Origin of the sequence: Trabulsiella guamensis ATCC 49490 (assembly GCF_000734965.1) — a bacterium.
GTDB lineage: Bacteria > Pseudomonadota > Gammaproteobacteria > Enterobacterales > Enterobacteriaceae > Trabulsiella > Trabulsiella guamensis.
Map to the genome: position 1 here is coordinate 1 of NZ_JMTB01000118.1, position 20,954 is coordinate 20,954.

Here is a 20,954-nt window from a genome sequence, read left to right on the forward strand (position 1 = left end):
TTTTTAGCATATTAAATTTCCGTTATTGTTAGAGACGCATCGCTAAAATTATTCGAAGGCATACTGAATAATTTATAGGGAACGTTCCCTTTTTCTTTTTAAAAACAAGCCGTTAGATGATATTACGTAGTACATTTGCTTCCGGTAAATATGAGGGGGAATCTTTAGGGTTAAGTTAAACGCAAATCTAATCCGGTCGCAGTGTAATAGATTCATAAACGACGTGAAGCGTAATCAATTGAAAACTATCGCTTTTATGTGTTTTCATCATATTAAAAAATATACATATGGGCGTAGTTTGGAAGGGATAATTTATTCGGTTATTTTTTAACCCTTAGCCTGGGAACAACAAATTTACCCAGTGCTGCAGGGGTTATTAATCCATTTATTAAGAAAGCGACTACAGAAGTAGTAGTTTCCTGCGTTGTGAACAGAGGGATATAAGTTATCTCCTTAAATAATTTTAAACGAATTTAAGGCTCTATCGGGATTATGGATTTCTTACTCAGTTTTTAATATGGATGCTCTTTTTCGCCGGTTAACGGGAAATATATCAGAAAATCTGTGATCCTTGAGAACAATCGAGTCTCAAAGTAAGAATATTTGTCTATTTATGTAGTGTGGTTAATATTCTTCATGCCTTACCAGATACATTATTAAAGTGATGCTTTTTCTGCATGAATAGCACATTTTACAGCATATTTGGACAAGAGGGCGGTGGATATGCTCATTAAGTATTTAGTAGGTTAACTGAATTTTCACAAGTGATGTTACTAAACATAATAGGGTAAATTCGTATATGAAAATTGAGTATTCGTAAGAACGAATATTTAAAACGTATCAAAAATGAGTGGTCATGTCATCTTTTAGTAAACAACATGTTGACGTTCTTAGTATGTGGAGATATATTCTTACATCAATGATAAGATGTGTTTTTATTTGACTATGTTATATTTAAAACAACGCTAGTATCAGTTTCGATGCTATCCTGTTTCTTATCGTTATTATATGACTTCACAATTTTATCTTTATAAGTGCGTATGCTCTTTTTTCACTATGCGATGAAAGTGAGCAAATGAGCATATCTTCTCTGCAACGCGCACGAGTAAGCCACAGGACAGGTCAACCTGTTTGTATCGATGATGAAGGAAAAGCCTTAAACGTGCTATTACATTGTAAGGCAACAAAATAAGGCTTCTGAATATCAGGATAAATAGGAATAATTTATGAAAGCATTATACCTTGGCGAAAAGAACCTCGGCAGTCTTGGCATTATTAGTATCATAGAATCTAATTATAAAATGTCTTCTGTCATCCTGAAAAATATCGATAAATTTATTGAAGAAGATTCTACCGACTACTATAGCATCGGGATCATTGATGGTCGGGCACTACACACCAGTTCTTCATGTAATTTGAAGCGACTATCGCAATTGATTAGTTACCCGGTTCTTTTGTTAGTGGAGGAGAATCAGCCCTGGAAAAAATATCTCGAGCAGATCCAACATATCCATGGCGTGATAAAGCGTGAATGTGAAATAGGTTTTTTCCTTAATAGTATCAATGTGATACAAGATGGCGGGTATTGTTACTCCTGGAGCATACACAGCCTTAAAAATGATATTAGTGAGGTATTCAATGAGGAATATTATGCCTCTTCTGGGCTTACCCGACGTGAAATGCAAATCCTGAAAATGTGCCTTGAGGGCGCTACAAACAAGGAAATTTCAGGCAAACTTTCGCGCAGTGAAAAAACAATCAGTGCGCATAAATCCAATATATTACGAAAATTAGGTATAAAGCGTTTTCCTGAGCTTTTTATCCGACGTCACCAAAATAATCTTTGTCAATGATATTTTGAAAGCAGATCGATAAAGATAACATTACCTCTATTGATCTGCATATTTATTCGCTTGAAGATGCAAGCACTGGCGCGGCCTGCAACTGCTTTGGGGAAATAATATATCCCCGGAGAGACTCCTTTCCTTCTGATTTATCCCTTCACAAAAAAATAGCATGTCGGATACTAACGCAGTTAACAATTACCCTCAACTTTTTGGATTGGAAGTTAATTGTGTTTATGTGCAAGGAATCAACATTATGAGAATGCGTAAAACGATGCTGGTACTGGGAATAAGTCTCTTTCTAAGTAGCTGCCAAAGTATGGAATCGGGGAGCTGGTTTAGTACCGGAGCTGAAGCTTTCGAAGTTTATACACTGAGCGACTATCAGGTACAACCGCAGAATGATCATGCCTGTCGGGAAATAGACAGTCGAGCCACTATTGCACCGGGAAACAGTGATTATGCAAGGCGTCTGCAAAAAATTGCGTTGATGCTTGGTCACAACATCAATGGTCAACCTGTCGATTATAACGTTTACATGTCAAAAGAAATTAATGCCTTTGCAATGGAAAATGGTTGCATACGTGTTTACAGTGGGTTGATGGATCTAATGAATGATAACGAAATGGAGGCCATTATTGGTCATGAAATAGGTCACGTTGCCCTTGGCCATGTTAAAGAGAGCCGGCAAATAGCCTCTGGTACAAATACGATGCGCGCGGTGGCATCGTCAGTAGGTGGTCTCGCTGGCAGTGTTTCTCAGTCTCCGCTTGGCGACATGGGGGAAAGACTGATTAACTCTCAATTCTCCCAGCGGCAGGAGCTTGAGGCCGATGAGTATTCTTATGATTTGCTACGTAAGCGTGGACTCAACCCAACAGGACTTGTCACCAGTTTTGAAAAACTGGCGAAGCTGGAAGTAGGTCAACGAAACTCTATGTTTGACAATCACCCTGTCTCTGCCGAGCGAGCGGCACGTATCAAAGATCGCATGGCTGCTGACAGTATAAAATAATGATAGTAACTTGTTTCCATAATGCGGTATAAAATCTGTCTACGAAAAATAGCAATGGCTACATAGGGTGCTAACCGTAGCCATCGCTATCATCGGTCAAATGAATCAGATGTAATTCAAATATCCAGTATTAACTAATGTGATCGCTTTTTTGATACGATATCGTATGTTTGCGCGCAACCAGCTATCAGATGACCACTCCGTCTCAACAAGTTCTTTACCAAAAATTTTCGATGCTATCGTTCGGTGTGAAAAACCTTTATTTAGATCATCGATTGTTTCTAATAAATTGGGTGGCGGCTCTTTATTGAGGTCAGAAATCTGATTGTTGATAATGCCTTTAATAAAGTCGATGTTTTTGCTTTTGATTTTATTGTCAAGATTAAGCGGAAAGCACAGAAAAATTCTCGATCGACTATTTAAAGCGTCTATGTCTTCGATGAAAAACTGAAAATAATCATTTTGATTGAATATTTTGATGCATGTTGTTTTGTCTTGCAAAGTTAATTTTTCAAGTTTCATTCCAGAGTTTTTATAGAGACTGCTCCATATACAATCCCCGTACTTGCTAAGTATTACCCTGGCTGACTTGCTACTTAACTCAGGTGACCAGAAAACATTTTTAGGATTTTTCTCAGACGGATCTGCGTATTTCAGTAACCCCCATTTTTTTTCTGCGTTACGATCAAGAGTAGTCTGTATCCCTGGTCTTGATTTACTATTTTTACTTAGCTCCCAGTCAGCGATGTAATGCTTATTCCTTCTAAGGTATTCCCAAGCAAAATCAGTATATGCCTCGCTATCCATAATCTATTCCTTAAGTTTATGGTTGTTCATAAAAAGTTATATTTCTAGTATTTATGATTGTTTATAGCATCTCGCATAGGGTCAAAAAAAAACTGCTTCAAATTGTCCCTGTTGTCCTGGTGGGCATTCAATATATTAATGTGTAAACAAAGTAGATCATATTTTTTATATATGAAACTCCCTTCTCTGTCTCTTATCTATGTATGAAGATGAATAAGGAAGTTCGTTCAGGTTTACGAGGGAAATTTAACTTCATCACGGGGTAGAGGATAAATGACGATTGATACTTTTTCTCAAGAGTTTTATGGCGTTGAATTTGATCCTATGTATGGTGAGATTGAATCCATGCTGGCTCAGTTAGATGAGTCTTCTGATCCTCTTGCGGAGGCAGGAGCTGCCCCACAGGTAAACTGGAGTCTTGTTGCTGAACAAGCTAAAAAAATGCTTGAGCAGTGTTATGACCTGCGAGTCGCGCTATGGCTAATCCGTGCCAATATGTATCTGGATTGTATCAGTGCCGTTTATCATGGTATCACTGAGCTCGGACAGGTTTTAATGAGTGAAAATAACATTGCCTATCCTAAATCAGAGACAGGTAATAGTAATGAAGGACATGCTGCCGCTTTAGGATGGCTATCTGCACCGCAATTCATTGCAGAATTGAAATCTATAAAGCTTACAAGAGAGCATAATTATCGATTACATGATCTGATTAATGTCGATGCAAACTCATCGGCCGAATATTCATATTCGTCATCCTCCTCAATCCTGTTAGCCATAAATACTTACTATCAGCAAAATGGTTTGCCTGATTTTAATGAGCAATTAACAGCAATCAGTCAGACTTTAGAACAAGTTGAAGCATATGCGAATCAGTACAGCGAAGGATATTTGCTGGATTGTCATGCACTACGTTCTTTTTTAACTAAAGCATTATCTCAACTCAAACAACAGTCAGCACCAGTGAATCTTAATGAGGATGACATCAATGAGGAAAGAAGTAATATCGCTGGTATATCAGGAGCTTTATTGCTCGACGGAGGGGATGCAAATATTCGATCCAGGCAGGAGATTATCTTGATGCTGGATCGTATTCTGGATTATTTTCAACGATATGAGCCTAGTCATCCTGCTCCCATATTCATACGTCGTTCAAAGCAAATGATTGGCATGGATTTTATTTCTATTGTCGAAGAGCTTTTGCCGGAATCGATGAATACTCTGCAACAGTTTACTGGAAATAATAACATCACGGCTGAATGAGGAAATTGAGATGGCAAAAGATGCAAGTTCTCAAAAATTTATTGGTAGAAACAACGCGCCTCGAGTGCAAATTGAATACGACGTTGAAATTTATGGTTCGCAGAAAAAAGTTGAATTGCCTTTCGTTACTGGGGTGATGGCAGATCTTTCTGGTCACCGGGCAAAACCACTTGCCCCTGTAGAGGAGCGTAAATTCCTGACGTTCGATCAAGATAATTTCGATGCCCGTATGCGAGCAATTAAGCCACGCTTAAAATTTTACGTTGATAACACATTAAGCGAGGAAGATGAGTTGCTCGATGTGGAACTGGAATTTGAATCAATGGAGGATTTTTCTCCTGGCTCCATCGCGCGTCGCATTCCACAGATGGAAAAGCTGCTGGAGGCCCGTGCGCATCTGGCGGAATTGATCACCTATATGGATGGTAAAGCGAGTGCTGAAGAAGTCGTGAAGCGTTTGCTTGAACAACCGGATTTTTTACAACGTCTGGCAACCGATGCACAGGGGACTATTGCTGCAATAAATGAGAACGAGGATGAGCAGCCAACTGAGCCTACTGAGGGAGATGCATAAGTGGAAAACACACAACAAGTTCAGCCTGAGCTGCAGCCAGAAGTCGGTCTTTCTTTTGCCGAAGATGATTACAATGAACTTGATGATTTACTTAAACGTTCATTCCGTCCAAGAACAGATGAAGCATCTACCGCTGTTCGTCGTGCAATTGGGACTCTGGCGGCTTACGCACAAAAAGGGAAAGTGAAAGTTAATCGAGATGTCGTGCTGACTATCGAATCTCTGGTTGCGGAAATTGACGAGAAACTTTCCGAGCAAATGAACCATGTACTTCATCACAAGGAATTCCAGAAACTGGAATCGGCATGGCGTGGTTTAAGTTACCTCGTTGACAACACCGAGGTTAATGAGACGCTTAAAATCCGTGTTTTGAATATTCGTCAGGATGAGCTTGCCTCAACGCTTCGCCGGTACCGTGGTTCCGCGTGGGATCAAAGCCCTATTTTCAAGCAAATCTATGAACAAGAATACGGTCAATTTGGTGGCGAGCCTTTTGGCTGCATGATTGGCGATTTTGAGTTTGACCATGGTCCGCAAAGCGTGAGTTTACTCACTGAGATTTCTAAAGTTGCGGCCGCAGCACACTGTCCGTTTATTGCCTCAGCATCGCCGGCTATTATGCAAATGAATAACTGGAAAGAGCTTGGGAACCCGCGTGATATTGGCAAAATTTTCACTACTCCTGAATATGCGCCCTGGCGCCGCCTGCGTGAAAGTAATGACTCCCGCTATCTGGTGTTGACATTGCCGCGGTTTTTGTCCCGTTTGCCTTACGGCGCAAAAACTAATCCGATTGAAGATTTTGCGTTTGAAGAAGTCGTCAACCCTCATGTCATTGAAGATTTCTCATGGGCAAATGCCGCCTATGCTATGGGGGTCAATATTAACCGTGCTTTTAATGAATTCGGTTGGTGTTCACGCATCCGCGGTATTGAATCAGGTGGCTCAGTTGAAGAATTACCCGCTTACGCGTTCCCTTCTGATGAAGGTGGGTATGAACTGACATGCCCGACAGAACTGGCCATTTCCGATCGCCGTGAAAATGAACTCTCGAATGCTGGTTTTCTTCCACTTGTATATCGCAAGCATTCGGATTTCGCTGCATTTATTGGATCGTGTACTTTGCATGCTCCTGCTAATTATGAAGATCCTGACGCAACCGCTAACGCCAAGTTATCTGCGCGTTTGCCCTATATCTTTGCGACCTGCCGTTTTGCGCATTACCTCAAATGTATTGTTCGAGACAAAATTGGTTCGTTCCGTTCTCGTGACGATATGCAGGTCTGGCTTAATGACTGGTTAATGAATTATGTAGACGGGGATCCAACAATATCAACGGAAGCCACCAAGGCTAAACGTCCGCTAGCTGCTGCAGAAGTCAGAGTCGAGGATGTTGAGGATGATCCGGGTTTTTATCGCGCTCACTTTTATTTGCGCCCGCATTATCAGTTGGAAGGGATGACAGTCTCTTTGCGACTGGTTTCTAAACTTCCGTCAAGTAAGGAAGGGAAAGAGAAGTAAGTGTTCTGATTTCCAGAGTATCAAAATTTCCGTGACATGCCATTTTCTGGTTATTACCAGTCAATGTTGTCTTTTTATAAGAAGCATCAACTGGGCGGAATTAAGTTTCGTTTTAACTGGTACTTTGGGTCAGCACATTTTATATCGAGGGTGTTTTATTAATTAATGTAATTAAACAGGAGTAAAGCATGACAGCTTTAGTAGATTATTTTCTCAAAATTGAAGGCGTAGAAGGTGAATCTCCCGATCAAACCTATGGCGGCTGGATTCAACTTCAGGCCTGGCAATGGTCTGAGGAAAACGCCGGACGCTGGGGGTACGGCAGTGGTGGTGGTTCCGGTAAAGTCGAGATGAAAGATTTCGAATTTCGCATGGTCAGCAACAAAGCTTCTCCGAAACTTTTTCTGATGTGCGCCACCGGTGAACATATCCCGCAGGCTAAACTGGTATGTCGTAAATCCGGCAGCGGTCAACAGGATTTCTTGACCGTTACCTTCGGAAACTGCCTCGTCTCTTCATTCAAGACCGTTGGCAACATGCCTCTTGGCCCATCAATGGTCACTCTTCAGGATGCAGATACTGTACTGCCTACTGATGTCATCAGTCTGAACTTTGCACGTATTGAAATTGAATACAAAGAGCAGAAGAACGATGGCTCGATGGGTGCTGTTATTAAGTCTGGTTACGACCTGAAACTGAACTCTCGTATCTAATGAATAAACTGCTCCACTATATGGTGGAGCAGTATTTTGGAAAAAGGGATGATGAAAACATCGGATCCGGTTTTGTTTGACAAACTGACCGTGCGGCGTGAGCGTTCAGGTTTACCCCACTGGCGGGAAATACTGTTGAGAGATATTGAATATTTGCTGAATGATTCGGCACATAGTGCGGCGCTAAAATTGGAACGATATTCTCACTGTGAAACATCCGTTGTGAATTACGGATTACCTTCTCTTAGCCAGCAGGTGCCAGTGAATACTGATCTCATTGCCTTAGCCAGACAAATTCAGCGCATCATTGCCACTTTTGAATCACGTTTGGATCCTCATTCAATTCGCGTTGTTCCGTTAATAGACAAGGATCAAACATGGGTATTAGCAATTCTATTCGATATTCATGCTAAGTGTAGTTTGCCTGAAGAAGAACAAATGGTGAATTTAAGAATTGCACTCGATTACTCCTATGGGATTGTGCGGGTGTTATAAATGCTCGTCAATGATAATAAAAAGAGACAGTAGTTATGCTCAGCGATAAATTTCTCGCGCTATACAACGAAGAATTGCGTTATTTGCGTGAAGATGGTCAGCGCTTTTCTCATACCCATCCTCAGGTTGCCAGACATTTAGGTATGTTGTCAGACAGTGTGCTGGATCCTTTTGTCGAACGTTTACTGGAGGGCACCGCTTTCCTGAGCGCCAGAGTGCAGGAGAGACTTAACAATGAACAGCCTGAATTTGCACTCCAGATGTTGGGGCGTCTGGCGCCATTCTGGTATACGCCGTTACCTTCTATCGCCACGATTTCAATGATTCCGGATTTGACCTCTCCACAATGGCATTCACAAGTGGAGTTTCCCCGGGGAAGTAAAGTATTGATGCATGACGCATCATTGGTGAACCGTCATGCCACATTCTCTACCGGGCGTAGTCTTAAAATTCAGCCTCTGGTTATCGAATCTGCGCGGTGCGCGAATACCCCTTCTGCGCATTTACCTCAGGTCGTAGCATCGTCCATGCAGGATGGACAAGCACATATTGAATTACAGATGTCCACTCAAGGCGTTGCCTCACTGGGTGATCTTGATTTTGCCCCCATGCATTTAACGCTGACGGGAGATATTGTTCATTCAAATCAATTAATTACGGCTTTGCTCAATGATACTCTGCGTATTATTCTATGGACCAGTACCGATAAAAATAAACCCATCGTTAAGGTATTATCGTCTGACAATTTGCGTCAGGGAGGGCTTAGCGAAGAGGAGTCATTACTCCCTGCGGCGATTGGCGAATTACCAGGTAGCCGGTTATTAAGGGAGTACTTTGCGGCGCCGTCGCGATTCCTTTCACTGGAATTGCATGGTCTTAATGACTTTTTACAGCAGGCAGGGCGTGAACAGAAATTTGAAATCCTGTTCGTTTTACGGCATCGCCCATTACATTTGAACGGGCATGTGAGCGAAGAGGATTTCCGTTTATTTGCGACTCCCATTATTAATTTAAGTAAACGCCGCTGTAGCCCTGTATTAATAAATGGCGAGCATACGGAATATCCTGTTATCGTTGACAGGCTCAATCCTCGTACATATGAAATTCATCATCTGTTGAAAGTAAATGGCTTACTGAATGATGGCAGTAGTTTGCCATTTTCACCTTTGCATGGTTATGCCAATTTTAGTAATGATGAGCAGGTCGCTGGCTACAGTTTACGCAGGCGCAGAGAATTCGCGGATAAAAACGATCATAAAATTGCACAGCTTCCAATGGATAGCCTGTTTATCGCGCTTTCTCCGGGAAGAACAAATATCGATATTGATCGCGTTAAATCACTTTCTGTTGAGGCTATGGTCTGTGATCGGCATTTGATCCCGAGCCAGCTCCAGCAACCGGGCTTCCATCTGGAAAGTGCTCTGCCGATACGACGAATTGAAATGCTAAGACATCCCTCCAGGCCTCAGGGCGTTCCGGATATCGCTCAGGCATGGAAGGCTCTGCAGTTGCTGGCAAATAACCCTTTGCGTTATGCCTTGCCGGAAATTGCTGATTGCTCGTCCTTAATTCGCGACTGGCTTTCTTTATTTAGTCAGCCTAATGATGCGACTCATCACAGACGGATAACCAGTCTGAACCATGCGTGTATTGAGCATAATTTTGAACGCAGCCTGTTGCCCGGCCCCATAGCGTGGATACGGGGTGTCCACGCTACGCTTGATCTTCACAGCCATCACCATAGCGACAAGGGGGCGTTTCTCTTTGCCCGCATCATCCATCACGCGCTTGCTGAGTATTGTGAACTCGGACAGACCCTCCGAATGACCGTCACTCTGGATGGCGAACCGCTGACGAAATGGGGGCCCATCACCCATGCCTAAAAGACAAGCCACGACCAGGCGTATCGTCGGTATTTCAGCGCGGCAGGATTTTTTCGAATTACTGCGCCGTATTGAGTGGGCATCTCATAGCGATGTGCGGCTTGGTGAGCCGGGGCAACGGCAAATACGTATTTATCAACCCGCTGATATGTCATTTGCTCCACGGGAAGTGGCGGATGTCCGCCAGCCACTGGGCGACGATCAAACTGCTGAACCGGTAATTATTATTTGTCGTCATTTCGGGTTATTTGCCCCTTATGGTCCTTTGCCTATCCATATCACTGAGCATGCCCGTAATGAGTTGCTGGCCCGGCGTAACAGGGCTTTTCAGGATTTCGCGGGCATTCTGAGTCAACGGATGGCGATTTTGCATTACCGGGCGTGGTCACAACTGCATGTCGCGGTTGGGCATGATCATAAAGAACACAACCGCTTCAAATCCCATATACACCAGATTGCCGGCCTCCTGGATGAAACGGGTATAAATCGCCATATCCTCAACGTGCGTGAGGCCTTTCCCGGCGCCTATCTGCCTGGCCGCGGTTCACTAAGGAAATTGCAGGAGATTTTGACCCACTATTTTTCTGTCCCTGTGCGATTGACTCCACATAAGGGAACATGGATTAACGATGCGCGAAATCAAGAATGCCAAAGGATGGGATATCTGGGTTCAACTCGCATTGGCAAGCGGTTTTTTGATGCACAACACAGCCTCTCGGTAGCTATCGGACCGGTTATCGGAGATGAGTATCTTCAGTATCAACGAGGGAGTGAACGTCTGAAAACGCTGGTACACCTGTGTCATGACTTCATCCGTCACCGGATGGTGCTGGATGTCAGCATTCTTATTCAAACTTCACCCGACATGGCCTGTCGTTTGAGGAGTGGCAGGCTAGGGAAACATAGCTGGTTGAAACCCGGCACAGCTTTGACGAAACGACTCCTCTACAAAACGACAACCTGATTAAAGGAGTAATAACGGTGTATCAGCGTGAACGTCTGTTTAACCGACTCGGACCATTTGCTTACAAAACATTTGTTGAAGCGACCCGTTTATGTCGAAGTTATCGTCATGAATTTGTGGAACTGGAGCACTGGCTGAAAATTTTACTGGATCGCCAGGATGGCGATCTGCCCGCTTTATTCACTCACTACAATGTGAATCAGAGTGCGGTTACGGCGCGTATTGATAATTTTATCCGGTATATGCCAAACAGTAATACTTCTGTGCAGGATTTGTCGGATCGTCTGGAAGCCGCTGTAGAGTGTGGTTTGCTGATAAGCCAACTCACAGGAAACCAGAAGACTATTCGTACAGCGCATATTCTTATCGGTTTATTGCAGGATCCTCAGCACCAGCGCTGGTTATACCGTTTATGTGATGAATTTAAAAAATTCCCGGTGGCGCAAATTGCAGAACAATATGAAGAGGTGTTGAGCTCTTCCTGTGAACATAGTGAAGGCAGAGAAGCGGACGATAGCCAGGGGGTAACCGCCTCCGAATCGTCCGGGCGGGACCCCGATGCGCTGGAAAAATGGTGCAGTGATTTAACGAAACAGGCGCAACAGGGAGAGATCGATCCGGTTATTGGGCGAGAATCTGAACTCCGTCAGGTCGTGGATATTTTACTGCGTCGTCGGCAGAACAACCCTATCCTGGTGGGCGAAGCGGGGGTGGGTAAAACGGCGGTGGCTGAAGCGCTTGCTCGCCGTTTAGCCAGTGGTGAAGTACCGCCATTACTACAGGGTGCGCGTCTGCTGTCATTGGATCTTGGTCGGATGCAGGCCGGGGCGAGCATGCGCGGGGAATTTGAATCCCGCTTAAAAGCATTGATCGATGCTATTCGGCAATCGCCTACGCCGGTGATTTTGTTCTGCGATGAGGCACACACCCTGGTTGGCGCCGGTGGGCAGGCAGGTACAGGTGATGCCGTCAACCTGCTCAAGCCGCTGTTAGCGAGAGGGGCGTTGCGCATGATTGCCGCAACAACCTGGTCCGAATATAAACAGTTTATTGAGCCAGATTCCGCGCTGACACGACGTTTCCAGCGGGTATTTATCGGCGAACCGGACGAGTCAACGGCAGTAGACATGTTGCGTGCAATTGCTCCTCACTTTGCGCAACACCACAACGTCACGATTCGAGATTCTGCAATTACTTCTGCGGTCAGACTCTCTGTGCGTAATTTACCTGCGCGCCAATTACCGGATAAGGCTATTAGCCTGTTAGATACTGCTTGCGCCAGGGTTGCACTCAGCCAGCACGCTGATCCTCAGGCCATTGAGGCTCTGTCCGCAAGACTGAGCATACTCAATACCGAACATCAATACCTGCAGCATGAACTGCTGCTCGGCGCTTCGGTGAATGAAAGGCTTGCAGAAGTCGAAACGCTTATTTCTCAGATGAAGAAAGAGCTCGAAGACTTGCGTCAGCGCAACGAGAAAGAGCGTGTATTAGTCAAGGAGCTGGTGAGCTGGAGCGAAGGGAATACGATTAGTTCATGTTTACCTGAATTACAGGAATTACAGCAGAACAAACCGCTGGTTTATCCCTGGGTCGATGAACACACTATTGCGGAAGTACTTTCTGACTGGACCGGTATTCCGTCTGGCAAAATGTTGCAGGATGACATCGAATGTATTCTTAATCTTGAACAGTATTTAGGAGAGCAAATTTTCGGCCAGGATAATGCCATCCGGGAAATTGCGCAGGCGATGCGTATTGCCAGAGCAGGCATTCAACCGCAGGAAAGACCTCTAGGTATATTCCTGTTAGCCGGGTCGACAGGTACGGGGAAAACAGAAACAGCCAATGTTCTGGCAGAAATGTTATATGGCGGAGTCCATAACTTAATTACGTTCAATATGAGTGAGTTTCAGGAGGCGCATACTCTTTCAACCCTGAAAGGTGCACCTCCGGGATATGTTGGCTACGGTAAGGGCGGGAAATTAACCGAGGCCGTCAGACGTAAACCCTACTCAATTATTTTACTTGATGAGTTTGATAAAGCTCACCCTGATATTCATGACGCTTTTTACCAGGTGTTTGATAAAGGCTGGATGGAAGATTCTGAAGGGCGAATTGTCAGTTTCCGGCAATGCTTTATTTTTCTGACGTGTAATCAGGGTGCAGAGGAAATTGAACTGGCCTTCCAGGAAGATATAAACGTCAAACCTAATGTTTTAAAGCCGCGGGTCTATGACGCGTTATTACGTAACTTTGCTCCTGCGTTACTCGCCAGGGTCAATATTATTCCTTATTTACCTCTGGGGCAGGAGGCGCTTTCTGCTATTGCTGAACACAATCTCAATCGTCTACGTCAACGTCTGCAATCGGAAACCGGCGCCGCGCTTGAGATGGAAGGGGATATCCCTGGCTGGATCGCCGAACGGGTCAGTACACATCCGAATCGTGGACGTGCGGTAGATGAACTTCTGCGTCAGACCGTGCTTCCCGCTATCGGCAATGAAGTCCTGCGACGCAGACGGGAATCAGAATCGTTACAAGCAGTCCGACTGATCGTTGAAGCTCAGGAACTCAGTATCGTGTTTGCTTAAAACAAAGTTTCGGACATTGGATTACTACCTTTATTACGATGGGGGCGATATGCCTTTAATTGAGATAGAAAATGACAAATTGTCAGTAATGGATGCGTTTCCTCTTAGTTTCACAACGAGAGAGCACATTTCTGGTAATCCAGTTTACAAACTGGAATTTCAGGTTGCAGATGCCGATCTGGATCTGAGCGCGCTGCTTGGTGAAGTTATTAAGGTACGGATTGAACTTCCCGAAGCTGCGGGTTATCGCACCTATTTTACTTATGTCGTTGCTGGTGCCGATGAAGGACAACGACAAAACCAGTTTGTGTATAGTCTGGAAATGAGCACCTGGCTATGGTTTTTAATGCAAAACCGTAACTGTCGAATTTTTCAGAATATTAGCGCCATTGATATTATTGAACAGATTTTTGAACGTTATAACTTTGCGGATTATCGTATTGATCTCGAAGGTACTTATCTTCCGCGAGAATATTGTGTTCAGTTTGAAGAAACCGATTTTAACTTTGTCAGCCGGCTAATGGAGGATGAGGGTGTCTGGTATTATTTCGATCACAGTGAAGAAAATAATACTCTTGTCATTACCGACCGCCAGCATTTCCCTGTTCTTGAAGGTAACTATGCTGAGCTAAGTTTTTTACCTGATAGTGAAGAGCAGCGTGCGATTCGAGAAAGTATTCAACGCATTCAGCGAACAAATCGCATTCATTCCAGCGAAGTTGTATTGAGGGATTTTGATTTTATTAATCCACGCAATACGTTACAGACACAAATTGAAGAGAGTCGTGCGCATCTGCAGGGCATTCCGCTGGAATGGTATGACTATGCGGCCGGCTATACCGATATTCAGGAAGGGGACACCATTGCTCGCTTGCGACTGGAAGCGATGCAGAGTAATAACCAGCTGTTAATAGGGGAAAGTAACGCCGCGGGCTTGATTGCCGGCTATGCTTTCGATCTGGTTCAGCATCCGGATCCAGGGAGAAATCGGGGCTTCAAATTAATCAGTTGTGATTACACTTACTTGCAAGATGGTCCTGATAGCGCCAGCCAGGGACGTAACATCTCCTGTCGTTTCCGGGCGTTGAACGATGATATTCCTTTCAGGCCGCTGTGTCTGACAAAACGCCCACAGGTTTCCGGTAGTCAAAGTGCAACCGTGGTCGGTGCCGAACAGTCTGAGGTTCACACTGATCAATATGCTCGTATTCGTGTTCACTTCCATTGGGATCGATATAAGACAACAGAAGAAGACTGCTCCTGCTGGATAAGGGTGGTTCAGGCCTGGGCTGGTAAAGGCTGGGGCGTCGTCGCCATGCCTCGTGTCGGACAAGAGGTTTTGGTGACCTATATCGATGGCGATCTGGATCGTCCGATGGTGACCGGGATTGTCTACAATGGCGAAAACCCTCCGCCATATCGCCTTCCTGAATATATTAATTATTCAGGACTTGTGTCTCGCTCACTCCGATTTGGACAGCCGCAACATGCCAGCCAGCTGACATTCGATGATAACCGGGGTAACGAGCGGGTCATGCTGCATGCTGAGCGTGATTTGCAAAAGACCGTCGAGCGTAACAACGCCTCTGCCGTGGGGCAGGATAAATACGAAACCGTTGCGCGTACCAGCACGGACTGGTTCACAAATCACGTCTCTTATAAAGATATGAACTTCTCCATTACGGGGATGAATTTTTCCTTCACCGGCCTTAATGCATCCGCCACGATGCTCAACTTCTACTTCAATGGCTTTGAAGTGGGTTGTGTTCCTGTGGGTACCTATTTTAGTGGCATTAATACTTCATTCGTGGGAGTAGGTACCCACTTTACTGGATTGTCTACTTCCTTTACGGGAGCAGCTAACAGTATGACGGGTGTTAGCAATTCAATGACGGGTTGCAGTAACTCTTTTACCGGCGTCAGCAACAGCATCACAGGTAGCAGCCACAGTATTACCGGGTTCAGCAGTAGTCTGACGGGATGTAGTGTCAGTGAAACGGGACATAGCTCGAGTATGACGGGATCGAGTGAGTCTTTCACCGGGAGTAGCTTTAGCTCGACGGGATCCAGCGTCAGTCAAACGGGAAGTAGCGTCAGTACAACCGGTAGCAGCATTTCTGTTACAGGGAGCAGTGTGAGCACGACCGGTAGCAGTATCGGCGTGACAGGGAGCAGCATCAGTGCAACTGGCAGCAGCATCAGTGCGACAGGGAGCAGCATCAGTACAACCGGCAGCAGTATCAGTACGACAGGGAGCAGTGTCAGCGCTACAGGCAGCAGTATCAGTACAACCGGTAGCAGTATCAGCACCACAGGTAGCAGCATTGCCGTAACAGGGGTAGCTATCAGTTATAACGGCGTCCAGTACGCAGACTGTGGTATTGACCTGAAAACTGTCGGCATGCAGAGCAAGAACTAAGGGGACTTCTTATGCGTATTATTCGTCCCCAACAGCTTGCAGTACTGAAAAACGGCTACCAAATCGGCCGGGATAGCCACATGGGCATCAGTGTCGTCGCCGGGTTTTATCTTTCCCGGCAGGATCACTTTATTACTGAGCCTCAGATCTGGCATGCCTGGAAGTCGGCACCAATATCATTTCGGGTTCTCGATAGTGTGGAACCAAAGCCTTTTGCCGAATTTTTACTGGCAGGACATGCGGGTATTGGTGAAGAAGTTAATGCGCTGGATGTAATGGCCCGTGTCGGGCCACTCAAGCGTCACTGGCGCGTTGAAGGGGACAGTGGCACCGCCGGGATGATCGTTAAGCCTTTCTTGCGCATGCCATTGGATCATACGCACAGTTGGGGAGGTAAAGGATGTAAAGAAAATGCGTTGGGACGTGGCTACGGCGATTCTCAGCATCCTAATCTGATGTCGATTAACATTGATGGTTCTGCCATTGTTCGTTCGCCTTTGGCGGCGCCGACACCACTTCCACCTGATTTTCAGATTCGTAAGAACCATATGGATAATGTGGCTTCGTCGATGTCAGACAAACATTATCTGGAAACGTTTTTCCCGGGTTTGCCCCCGGGGATCGATCGCCGATATTTCCAGATGGCCGCACCGGCGCAATGGTTGAACAAAGCCGAATGGCCTAATGATATTTCCTTTGAGCTTCAGGGCTTTCGTGAACATAACGAAGTGCTGAGCGGGAATTTTCCTGTTGTACGCGCCAGAGCTTTTGTCTGGGAAAATGACGCGAAATATCCCGAGGAAATTGTACTGCAACGCAAGACGTTGTGGCTGCTGCCTGATGATGACATAGGGCTGATGGTCTTCACTGGACATTACCCGTTGAGGCATTTATTTGATGAGCCTGTTGAAACCTTATTGGTTGCGCTTGATCCTGCAACGTCTTTGCGTAATGAAGCACATTACTGTGATGTGTATGCACGCCGCAGCCATGAGGATGCGCCAGCCTTTGAATTTTTAAATGATCCGGATCTGATGCCAGTGGGTATGCCGTTGAATGTCATTCGCAGTCTCACTGATCATCCGGACTCGAAGTTCTACCGCGCGTTGCCTTTACCAAAAGCGGATGCGACGCATTTTTATGATGATGTGAAAGAGGCTATTGCTCTTTATCAACAGCAACAGCAGGCACGGAAAGAATCGGATAATGCCAGTTCGCCTGGCATTAATGAGACGATGTTGCCCGCACTTCCTGAAGGACAAGGAGAAACGTGGCTAAGTGAAGGAAATGCGGAGGCGGAGAACATTACGTTTTCGGGTACTGATTTTTCTGCATCTCTCCTGGAAAATAGACAGTTCCGTTATTGTACATTTCATAATTGCAAATTTAAGGCGACACAGTTGAAAGACTGTGTATTTGAACAATGCCAGTTTATCCTTTGCGATTTTGATGAATCGTCATTTTCTGGCGTAACGTTGTCAGGTGGGTTTATTAAGCATTCACATTTACAGGATGTGCAAATAGAGAATTGTTTACTCGAAAAAGTCACGCTGGAATCATCAGGCTTTCAGATGAGTCATTTTATTAAAAGTAGCCTGAATAATAATATTATGATGCAGGATGATTTTAGCCATTGTCGTTTTGATAGCTGTTCATTTAATAATGGATTCTTTACTTTTTCCATATTCTCCAGTGCCTCATTCCTTCAAAGTCAGGTGGTTTCCTCTGTTTTTGAGAAATGCGAGACCCAGAATGTTTCATTTTCGCACTGCACGCTAAATAAGAATTCATTCATTGAGGGGACATGGCAAAACAGCCAGTTTATGGCATGTCAGATGGACAGTGTTACGACAGGGCTGGGAGTGAGTTTCTCTGATTCACGCTTTGAACAGTGCAGCCTGGTCAGAATTGGATTTACTAAAGCCGATCTTCAGCGGTGCCATTTTGTGCACTGCACATTACTGGAAGCATGTTGCGATAAAGCAGACTTTGATAGTGCCCATGTTATTTCATGCGATATGGCAGGTCTGCGTCTGAAAGATGCGGTACTGACGCATTCACTCTGGCGGGGGACCAGCCTGCAACAAAGCGTGCTTTACAACGCAGATTTGCGTGATACCACGTTCAGGCAATGCAATCTGGCTGGAGCCAATCTGGCAATGGTTAGCCAGAACGTTACCACACGCTTTGATGGCTGCCTGATGGAACAAGTTCACTGGATTCCCCGACGTTATCGGATGAATACCTGATTATGCGGGAGGAGAATGGAATGATCGAATCAGAACAGCATGTCGCCGTGCCGGAACAACCACGCAGGATAAGTGGTAAGCATTTTAGCCACTGCCAGTGGTCTTGTCCGGTAGTCGAAGATATCTATTACATCGACTGTGTCTTCTCCGATATAGACATCGAAGGATTGGTCGGTCGGGGGATCAGTTTTGAACGATGCCGGTTCAGTAATGTTCGCATCAAAGGTGCGGACCTGCACCTGTGTACTTTACGCCACTGTGAGATGACAAATGTCGATATCCGGCAATCGACGGTCTTCAACATTTCTTTTCTGGAGACACCATGTCAAGGGATCCAGCTTGAGCAGTGTCAGATTGAGCGTTGGATGATGGCGGGTTGTCATCTGGAACATGCCCGGTGGAATGACACCAGTATTAGCTACTGGACGGCACAAAACACCCCTGTCCAGGATGTCATCATGTCAGGCGGAACCTTTCAGGATGGCAACTGGCATGAATGTACGCTGCAACAGGTTTTCTGGCAGGGGACAACGATTTCTCGCCAGGTCATGGGCAGTTGCACACTGAAACAGTGTGAATATCAACATACCGCTTGCGACATTTTCATCTGGAGTTCATGTCAGCTACAGGAAATTGATTTCCGAAACGTGAATTTATCGTGTTCCGGCTTTCAGAAATCTGTCTTACGGGACTGCCAGTTTGCGGGATGCAAAATGGATGCGACTCAGTTCAATGGCGCACAAATTCAGCAATGCGATTTTGGCCAGACGGATTTGTCCTGCTCCCAGTTCACTGATGCGACGATATCAAACTGTAGTTTTCTCAGCGCAAATCTGGTTCGGGCTACGCTGAAACGGGCGAAGCTGACAAGTTGTAATCTGACTCAGGCGGATTTCAGCCACGCCGATATGAGATTCGCCGATCTGAAAACATCTCTGTTGCAACCAGCAATTACTCATAAAACGCGTTTGCACGGCGCCACACTTCAGCCTCTGGACTGGGCATTACAAACACCAGAACCGCTGATGGGGCAGCTGGATAGCTGGTATTCACTTCACAGACCCGGACCGAAAGTGAACACCGAATCTCCCTCTTTATCTTCAGGAGCCAGTCGTTATGTCTGACATTATTCATATCACGTCAGTGAAGAACAGAAGCTATGACGCAACATTAAACGAGCCTCTGTCTTTTTTCCAGGAGCTAGCACAAGAGAGCGGGCCACGGTTGATTACCGGACGCATGTGTCTTGACGAGCAGGGTATTCCCTGTGTTGAAGAGTATCCTCATTTGCCTGCGCTGGTTGCCGCCAGTTGTCTTCTGGTGCCAGTCAGCGGCGATGTTGTGAGCGCTGTCGTCAATGACGGGAAACTCTATGTGACTGCCGTTCTTTTGCGTGAGGACAGTGGAGCCCCCTTAATTTTTAGTGGTGGGAACGTGCCGCTTCATATTGTCGCGCCATCGTTAATGCTCCAGGGAACGGATCGCGTAGAAATCCACACCCAACAACTTTCGCTGTTATCCAGGACATCTAAGTGGGTATCTGAAACGCTCCATCAGGTGACAAGGTCGCTCTTTGTCCGGGCAACGAATGCGCATCGGAAAGTGGAATATACCGATGAAGTGGAAGCCAGACATATAAGCCAGCGAGCAGAACATAGTCTTGCTGTTAATGCCCGGGTTGGTTCAATTAATGCCTCTGCCGTACTGAAAATAGATGGCGGACAGGTTCATATGGGATAATTAAAATGACAGCTGCAAATACACGTGCCGGCGGTATGAGTTTTACTGGATGTGATCCAATGATACCTATTTCTGGGCCAAATTTTGCGCCTAATAACACGGGTGTTCCTAATGTTAGTAATTATTACTGTTGCGGTGGGAACGAGCAGAATTTAAATACCATAAGGGTATCAACAATTGATACAGGTATTATTGTAGGTGCTGCATCTGGTACTCACTCATCGAAAATGGACCCTATGCAGGGCTCTGGGAAATATTTCATCCAGGGTAGTCCAGCGACACGCTTAGGAGATATGAGTATGACGAATAATAACAACTCATCTTCGACGCAAATTTCACCAAGCCAAACGAAGTACTTTATTAATGCTTAATATAAAACATTTTATTGTTTCAATTTCTCTGGCAGGCAGCTTGTTGCTAAGTGGATGTAGTTGGTTTTTTTCCTCAGATCAGCCGGAGAGAGAACCTGAAAATCGCAATATCGTGCTGCAGATCGTTGCGACGAATGACCTGAATCCTACACCAGCGGGTGTCGCTCAGCCTGTAAAAATGTGCGTCGTTGAGTTGAATCGGGAAGGGTGGTCGCCGCCAGGACTGTATCAGGGACGGGCGTGCAGTGATATCCAGCCTGATAAAGATGTCCTCAGCGTCACGCCTTTCATTATGGCGCCGATGGAGACACGGACGTTTATACGGGAAGTCCCATACAGGCAAGACCGCTGGCTGGTTATTGCTGTGGAATTCCAGACTCTGGGAAAAGACAGTGTCATTCAACTGAAGTCAGGGGCGCGCAACGATTTTAACCCAGTGGTTCTTGTCGATGGCAATCGGTTGTTACCGCTAACCAGGGCTAAGCCGTAGAACATGGAGGGA

The 20,954-nt window shown here is 45.3% G+C and carries 17 protein-coding genes; 16 read left to right on the top strand and 1 reads right to left on the bottom strand.

The window, feature by feature from the left end; all coding sequences use genetic code 11:
* The first annotated feature begins 1,226 nt into the window (after positions 1-1,226).
* Together GTGU_RS24070 and GTGU_RS21435 are read left to right on the top strand one after the other, a co-directional pair.
* Complete coding sequence (locus GTGU_RS24070) at positions 1,227-1,853, top strand: helix-turn-helix transcriptional regulator (RefSeq protein WP_051857417.1); 627 nt, start codon at positions 1,227-1,229, stop codon at positions 1,851-1,853.
* A 247-nt stretch (positions 1,854-2,100) separates the two neighbouring features.
* Positions 2,101-2,859, top strand: coding sequence for a M48 family metalloprotease (locus GTGU_RS21435; RefSeq protein WP_038162273.1), 759 nt, complete (start codon positions 2,101-2,103; stop codon positions 2,857-2,859).
* A gap of 105 nt (positions 2,860-2,964) precedes the next feature.
* Here GTGU_RS21435 and GTGU_RS21440 read toward each other — a convergent pair whose 3' ends face one another.
* Positions 2,965-3,666 carry a transcriptional regulator domain-containing protein gene (locus tag GTGU_RS21440; protein ID WP_038162275.1) on the bottom strand — a complete coding sequence of 234 codons (702 nt, stop codon included), beginning with the start codon at positions 3,664-3,666 and terminating at the stop codon, positions 2,965-2,967.
* Positions 3,667-3,939: 273 nt separating this feature from the next.
* Here GTGU_RS21440 and GTGU_RS21445 point away from each other — a divergent pair, with 273 nt between their 5' ends.
* The 14 genes from GTGU_RS21445 to tssJ all read left to right on the top strand — a co-directional run bounded on the left by GTGU_RS21445 (position 3,940) and on the right by tssJ (position 20,942).
* Complete coding sequence (locus GTGU_RS21445) at positions 3,940-4,929, top strand: type VI secretion system protein TssA (protein WP_038162277.1); 990 nt, start codon at positions 3,940-3,942, stop codon at positions 4,927-4,929.
* Between the two features lie 10 nt (positions 4,930-4,939).
* Positions 4,940-5,503: a type VI secretion system contractile sheath small subunit gene (gene tssB / locus GTGU_RS21450; protein WP_038162280.1), complete on the top strand. Its 564-nt coding sequence runs from the start codon at positions 4,940-4,942 to the stop codon at positions 5,501-5,503.
* Positions 5,504-5,533: 30 nt separating this feature from the next.
* Positions 5,534-7,024 (top strand): type VI secretion system contractile sheath large subunit, encoded by a 1,491-nt coding sequence (gene tssC / locus GTGU_RS21455; RefSeq protein ID WP_038162329.1) that lies wholly within the window; start codon positions 5,534-5,536, stop codon positions 7,022-7,024.
* A 188-nt stretch (positions 7,025-7,212) separates the two neighbouring features.
* Complete coding sequence (locus GTGU_RS21460) at positions 7,213-7,737, top strand: Hcp family type VI secretion system effector (RefSeq protein WP_038162297.1); 525 nt, start codon at positions 7,213-7,215, stop codon at positions 7,735-7,737.
* A 51-nt stretch (positions 7,738-7,788) separates the two neighbouring features.
* On the top strand, positions 7,789-8,232 hold the full coding sequence (locus tag GTGU_RS25140; protein WP_072012044.1) for a type VI secretion system baseplate subunit TssE: 444 nt from the start codon (positions 7,789-7,791) through the stop codon (positions 8,230-8,232).
* Between the two features lie 35 nt (positions 8,233-8,267).
* Positions 8,268-10,115, top strand: a complete 1,848-nt coding sequence (gene tssF, locus GTGU_RS21465; RefSeq protein WP_038162302.1) for a type VI secretion system baseplate subunit TssF — start codon at positions 8,268-8,270, stop codon at positions 10,113-10,115.
* The gene (gene tssG, locus GTGU_RS21470; RefSeq protein ID WP_038162305.1) at positions 10,108-11,079 is read left to right on the top strand and encodes a type VI secretion system baseplate subunit TssG; all 972 of its coding nucleotides are present in this window, start codon (positions 10,108-10,110) and stop codon (positions 11,077-11,079) included. The genes tssF and tssG overlap by 8 nt, the downstream gene beginning before the upstream one ends.
* Before the next feature lie 17 nt (positions 11,080-11,096).
* A complete protein-coding gene (tssH, locus tag GTGU_RS21475) occupies positions 11,097-13,673 on the top strand; it encodes a type VI secretion system ATPase TssH (protein WP_038162307.1) in 2,577 nt (858 codons plus the stop codon).
* Positions 13,674-13,722: 49 nt separating this feature from the next.
* Positions 13,723-16,092, top strand: a complete 2,370-nt coding sequence (vgrG, locus tag GTGU_RS21480; RefSeq protein WP_038162309.1) for a type VI secretion system tip protein VgrG — start codon at positions 13,723-13,725, stop codon at positions 16,090-16,092.
* 11 nt (positions 16,093-16,103) lie between these two features.
* Entirely contained in the window at positions 16,104-18,341 is a 2,238-nt protein-coding gene (locus GTGU_RS21485) for a DUF2169 family type VI secretion system accessory protein (RefSeq protein ID WP_038162311.1), read from the top strand.
* A 20-nt stretch (positions 18,342-18,361) separates the two neighbouring features.
* Entirely contained in the window at positions 18,362-19,465 is a 1,104-nt protein-coding gene (locus GTGU_RS21490) for a pentapeptide repeat-containing protein (protein WP_038162314.1), read from the top strand.
* Entirely contained in the window at positions 19,458-20,081 is a 624-nt protein-coding gene (locus tag GTGU_RS21495; protein ID WP_051857419.1) for a DUF3540 domain-containing protein, read from the top strand. Before GTGU_RS21490 ends, GTGU_RS21495 begins: the two co-directional genes overlap by 8 nt.
* A gap of 5 nt (positions 20,082-20,086) precedes the next feature.
* Positions 20,087-20,452 carry a PAAR-like domain-containing protein gene (locus GTGU_RS25145; protein ID WP_072012043.1) on the top strand — a complete coding sequence of 122 codons (366 nt, stop codon included), beginning with the start codon at positions 20,087-20,089 and terminating at the stop codon, positions 20,450-20,452.
* Complete coding sequence (gene tssJ, locus GTGU_RS21500; protein WP_051857420.1) at positions 20,445-20,942, top strand: type VI secretion system lipoprotein TssJ; 498 nt, start codon at positions 20,445-20,447, stop codon at positions 20,940-20,942. Before GTGU_RS25145 ends, tssJ begins: the two co-directional genes overlap by 8 nt.
* Positions 20,943-20,954 lie beyond the last annotated feature (12 nt).

Bases quoted from the DNA above. Each gene is read 5' to 3' on its own strand.
- tssF (WP_038162302.1), top strand. From the start codon at position 8,268: ATGCTCAGCGATAAATTTCTCGCGCTATACAACGAAGAATTGCGTTAT.
- GTGU_RS21460 (WP_038162297.1), top strand. From the start codon at position 7,213: ATGACAGCTTTAGTAGATTATTTTCTCAAAATTGAAGGCGTAGAAGGT.
- vgrG (WP_038162309.1), top strand. From the start codon at position 13,723: ATGCCTTTAATTGAGATAGAAAATGACAAATTGTCAGTAATGGATGCG.
- GTGU_RS21490 (WP_038162314.1), top strand. From the start codon at position 18,362: ATGATCGAATCAGAACAGCATGTCGCCGTGCCGGAACAACCACGCAGG.
- tssJ (WP_051857420.1), top strand. From the start codon at position 20,445: ATGCTTAATATAAAACATTTTATTGTTTCAATTTCTCTGGCAGGCAGC.
- tssG (WP_038162305.1), top strand. From the start codon at position 10,108: ATGCCTAAAAGACAAGCCACGACCAGGCGTATCGTCGGTATTTCAGCG.
- GTGU_RS25140 (WP_072012044.1), top strand. From the start codon at position 7,789: ATGAAAACATCGGATCCGGTTTTGTTTGACAAACTGACCGTGCGGCGT.
- GTGU_RS24070 (WP_051857417.1), top strand. From the start codon at position 1,227: ATGAAAGCATTATACCTTGGCGAAAAGAACCTCGGCAGTCTTGGCATT.
- GTGU_RS21435 (WP_038162273.1), top strand. From the start codon at position 2,101: ATGAGAATGCGTAAAACGATGCTGGTACTGGGAATAAGTCTCTTTCTA.
- GTGU_RS21485 (WP_038162311.1), top strand. From the start codon at position 16,104: ATGCGTATTATTCGTCCCCAACAGCTTGCAGTACTGAAAAACGGCTAC.
- GTGU_RS21440 (WP_038162275.1), bottom strand. From the start codon at position 3,666: ATGGATAGCGAGGCATATACTGATTTTGCTTGGGAATACCTTAGAAGG.
- GTGU_RS21495 (WP_051857419.1), top strand. From the start codon at position 19,458: ATGTCTGACATTATTCATATCACGTCAGTGAAGAACAGAAGCTATGAC.
- tssB (WP_038162280.1), top strand. From the start codon at position 4,940: ATGGCAAAAGATGCAAGTTCTCAAAAATTTATTGGTAGAAACAACGCG.
- GTGU_RS21445 (WP_038162277.1), top strand. From the start codon at position 3,940: ATGACGATTGATACTTTTTCTCAAGAGTTTTATGGCGTTGAATTTGAT.
- GTGU_RS25145 (WP_072012043.1), top strand. From the start codon at position 20,087: ATGACAGCTGCAAATACACGTGCCGGCGGTATGAGTTTTACTGGATGT.